Source organism: Petrotoga halophila DSM 16923, assembly GCF_002924615.1.
The window spans coordinates 1-4,214 of record NZ_JALY01000203.1 but is presented as its reverse complement, the minus strand read 5'-3'; the positions used below and the strand labels follow the sequence as shown (position 1 = coordinate 4,214).

The window sequence follows — 4,214 nt, the reverse complement described above, 5'->3', positions numbered from 1 at the left end:
ACCTTGTGATGCTTTTCGTATGTTTCTTTTAGACCTTTAAGTATTTCAATGGCCTGTTCAGGGGTAGGTTCTTGTATATACACTGGTTGAAACCTTCTTGCTAAAGCTTTGTCCTTTTCAATGTACTTTTTGTATTCTTCATACGTTGTTGCTCCAATAACCTTTATTTCACCTCTAGCTAAAGCTGGTTTTAAAATATTTGCTGCATCCATTGCATTTCCTTCAGCCACTCCTGCACCTATTATATTGTGCAGTTCATCGATAAAAAGAATAATTTCATCGCTTTTTTCTTTTACTGTATCGATAACTGATTTGAGTCTTTCTTCAAACTCACCTCTAAATTTTGAACCTGCCAACAATGCAGCCATGTCTAATTGTAAAATTTTTTTATTTTTCAGATAGGAGGGAGGATTTTCATCTACTATCAACTGTGCTAAACCTTCTACTACAGCGGTTTTTCCAACACCAGCGTCGCCAACTAACACTGGATTATTTTTGGACTTTCGGGATAATATTTCAATCATTCTATTTATTTCTTTTTCCCTTCCTATGACAGGCGTAAGCTTTCCTTTCTTAGCCTCTTTGGTTAAATCAATAGTAAATTTTTTCAAAGGATCTCCCGTACCTGATTCTATTTCTTCATCTCCGTTTTCTAACATTTCTTGTAACTGTTCTCTAATTAAAGCCTCTGATGTATAAGCGGACAACAGTTTGGACGCGTAAGATGTACCTTCCAACAAAATTCCTAATAGAAGGGCTAATAAAGGAATTTTATTAAATCCCATTCTATTGGCTTCTGATTTAGCTATTTGTAAAGCGTTTGCTAAACTTGTTGATAGATATATACCTTGTGGTCCACCATAAGACATGGAGTAATAAATTCCCATTTCTTCAGATAAAGCTTCTTCAAGTTTGATTTTTACCGAATTGATATTGGTACCTTGAAAAATTTTTTTCACATTCTCATCTTCAATATTTAGAATTGCTAACAGCAAATGTTCCGGTTTAAGAATATTTCCACCCGAATAACTTAAAACATTCTGGGCTTCTTGAAATGCTTTCAAAGATTTTTCAGTGAAATCATTCGGATTGAATCTCATTGTGTCACCTCCATCTATTTTACGCAATAAGATATTTTATCACTCGTAACTTTTATTTGCTAATTCCATTTTCATTATAATACTTTTCAATGTAAAATGTCAAGATAAAATTTTAAATTTCTGTTTTAATTCATTTTCTTTTATAAAATCGTCCAATATATCTAACTTGTCATTAGGCAATTATTCCGTTATTTAATTCACAATATATTTTTATCCCATTTTTAAGCATTTTAGTGTTATAATTAAGACGAAAAAGATAAAACATCGGAGTGTGAAATTTATGATGAACGATATTTTAAATATTATATACAATGATGATCCTCAAAATATTTTAAAATCAGTTTTTAAAGAAGTATCCTTCCAATTGAAAGAATCAATTGGGAAAGACAATATTATGTTTATCTATCAATCAAGCAGAGAGGTTTTTAAAGCTTTAGCTTCTACAATAGACAAGTTTGAAAATGTAAAAATATATATACGTGGAGTCGAAGAGTTAAAAAACAAAATTTTCTCAAATGAAATTGTATCGGTGAATCTACAGGATGATACTTTAAAGGTAAGTTCAAACAGCAACGATAAAAAAGTAATATTTTTATATCCGATTTTTTCGGAAGAGACTTTAATCGGAGCCGTTGGATTATTTGATAATCAAATCGACAAAGATACTTTCGACCAACAATTTTTTTATTACGTGGTTTTGATTAACTTGATTATAGAAAAACTAAAAATCAAGGATTTGAAAGACAAAGTAGTTTTAATGGAAAAACTCACCGACATTATAGAAGAAATTACACAAAAAGATGTAATAATCAAAAATGTATTGAAACTCCTAAAAGATTCACTCCATGCAGAAAGCATAGTTTTCTGGGAGCTTCAAGGAGATACACTTGAAATCAAATACGTTCTTGGAATAGATGAAAAATCAATCTTAAATAAAGAGATTCCTTTAGAAAATACTCTTGAGGGAAAAGCCATAAAAGAAAGAAGAAGTTTTATGGTTGTTGGACGAGAAAACTTTCAAAATTATTTTATCCCTTTTGATGTAGATCTCAAATCTTCTATTTATTCTATTATAGAACAAAATAATGAATTATATGGTGTTTTAAGTGCTTATAACAGAGAAGAAGGATACTCCTTTAGAACATACAAAAATTTTGATGAGGCAGATTTCCATGTTTTTTCAGATACAGCTAGAAGATTAGCTTTTTCTATTCACAGAATCAATTTATACAACAAACTTCAAAATGAAGTCAGTAAATTGACTGAATTGAAAAAGAATTATGAACAACTTATCGAAAAACAAAAAGAACACTTAGATATGCTAAATGCATTAGACAAGATATCTCAAGCTGTTAGATCTGTTTACGATAAAAATTTAGCAATAAAAATAATGCTTTTAGGATTAACTTCCGGAAGAGGGCTTAGGTTCAACAGAGCTCTGTATTTGGAAAAAGATAAGGTTCGGGGTTTCCTTGTGCCAAAAATATGGATTGGTCCCGATGCAGAAGAAGATGCTAACGAAATCTGGAAAGAAGCTAACATTAGGGCTTTAAAATACGGGAACGTTGTTCAATACTTCAAAGAGGAAGCCATAAAAATACCCACAAATAACAAACTAATTCTTAGTTTGCAAAACAAAGTTTTAGCATATAAAGGACACCCTATTTTAGAAAGAGTAGTTGAAAAAAAGCAGGTGTTACATATTGTTCCTCAAATGTTGGAAATTAAATGGGAAGATTTAGAAGATATATACGATATAGTTAAAATAAATGAGTTTCTAATTTTTCCAGTTGCTGGGATGGTTGAAACTAAGGGTGTAGTTATAGTCGATAACAAAATAAACAAAAAACCCATCACCAGTATAGAAATTGAAATTGTAAAATTATTTAAAGATAATATAGGATTAGCTTTAGAAATGATAGAAAATTATCAAGAATTAAAAGAAAAAACGTTGCGATTAGAAGAACAGAAAGATTTGATGGATTACTATAGGAGGTTTAAAGACAATATCTTACAAAATTTAGCTGTCGCAATTGTTGTGGTTGATAGAAATGGAAAAATAAACGAATGGAACAGAAAAGCAGAAAATTTTTTCTCCCGACCAAGAGAAACCATGATCGGAACAGCTATTCAAGGTATAACAGATATAATAGGGGAAGAAATAATTGAAAAAATTAAAACCATTTATGAAACTAGAAATAATATCAAATTAAAAAATTATGAAGTAAAACTTTCCAATACAAAGAAAATTTTTGATATTCAATTATCTCCTTTGAGAAATGAAGATTTAGGAGTTATCGAAGGTGTTATAATTGTTTTTGATGATGTGACTGAACTGTACAACCTTCAAAAAGAAATGGAAAAGCGAGAAAGACTTGCTGCCATGGGAGAAATGACCGCTAGAATAGCTCATGAAGTGAGAAATCCTATTACGGTTATCGGCGGATTTTTAAATAGGATAGCTAAAATGAACGAAATGGATGATATTCAAAAATACACTCAAATTATTAAAGAAGAACTTTCAAGACTCGAACATATAGTAAATGAAATCTTAGAATACTCTAGAGGAGGTAAAATTAACCAGATTGAAGAAGTCAATTTAATAGAAATCATACGCGAAATAATGTTGATGTATGAAGATTTTATACAACAAAAACACGTTATGGTGAACACTGATTGGTTAAAGGAAGAGATCGTAATAAAAGTAGATAAAGATAAAATAAAACAAGTATTGTTGAATTTAATAAAAAACGCTTTAGAGAGTGTTAATAATAATGGAAAAATTGATATAAAAGTTGGATTTACTGATGAAAATAGAGTTTTTTTCGAAATAACCAATGATGGACCACCCATACCACCAGAAATTAAAGAAAAATTATTCACCCCTTTTCTTACAACAAAAAGTAACGGTACGGGACTGGGTTTAGCCATTTGTAAAAAAATAATAGAAGAAGAACACAAAGGTAAAATTTATTTGGTAAAATCTGACGATACTGGAACTTCTTTCAGATTTGAAATTCCAACAGGTGAAGAGTAAATTATTATATAATTTAGACTTTATGGGCCGAGGGGTAAAAGACAAAGAACCTTTATCCTTATGGGCGGGCTGCGGGG

The 4,214-nt window shown here is 30.5% G+C and carries 2 protein-coding genes; one reads left to right on the top strand and one right to left on the bottom strand.

What is annotated here, in order from left to right; genetic code table 11:
* Positions 1-1,100, bottom strand: a 1,100-nt coding sequence (locus AA81_RS09990) for a Clp protease N-terminal domain-containing protein (RefSeq protein WP_245863578.1), incomplete at its 3' end; no start/stop codon positions are given.
* A 280-nt stretch (positions 1,101-1,380) separates the two neighbouring features.
* Between AA81_RS09990 and AA81_RS09985 the strand changes: the two genes are divergently transcribed.
* A complete protein-coding gene (locus AA81_RS09985; protein WP_103898927.1) occupies positions 1,381-4,137 on the top strand; it encodes an ATP-binding protein in 2,757 nt (918 codons plus the stop codon).
* The last annotated feature ends 77 nt before the right edge of the window (positions 4,138-4,214 follow it).

Coding starts and splice junctions, on each gene's coding strand:
- AA81_RS09985 (WP_103898927.1), top strand. CDS start 1,381: ATGATGAACGATATTTTAAATATTATATACAATGATGATCCTCAAAAT.